The organism is Vaccinium witches'-broom phytoplasma str. VAC, from assembly GCF_000309405.1.
Classification (GTDB): Bacteria; Bacillota_I; Bacilli_A; order Acholeplasmatales; family Acholeplasmataceae; genus Phytoplasma.
Map to the genome: position 1 here is coordinate 1 of NZ_AKIN01000113.1, position 253 is coordinate 253.

Annotated in this window: 1 protein-coding gene; it reads right to left on the bottom strand. The window is 25.7% G+C overall.

The annotated features are described in order from the left end of the window. Positions 1-61: 61 nt before the first annotated feature. The coding region (locus RI68_RS02145) for an HU family DNA-binding protein (RefSeq protein WP_017193603.1) at positions 62-253 on the bottom strand (192 nt) is incomplete at its 5' end.

A 253-nucleotide genomic window follows, 5' to 3' on the forward strand; every position in this document is an offset into this window, starting at 1 on the left:
TTTTTGATTTATTTTTAGTTTTTTTGATAATTATTTTTGACATATTGGTTCTCCTTTGAATTTATTTTAATTTTAGTTCTTTCACTTTATCTTTAATGGATTTTGAAAGTTTAAAAGCGACTACTGTTTTGGCAGGAATTTTTAATTTTTTCTTTGTTTTAGGGTTTCTACCGATGTAGGCTTTTCTTGGTTTTAATTGGAATTTACCGATTTGAGGTGATAAAACTACTTCTTCATTAGTAGTAATTGCTTC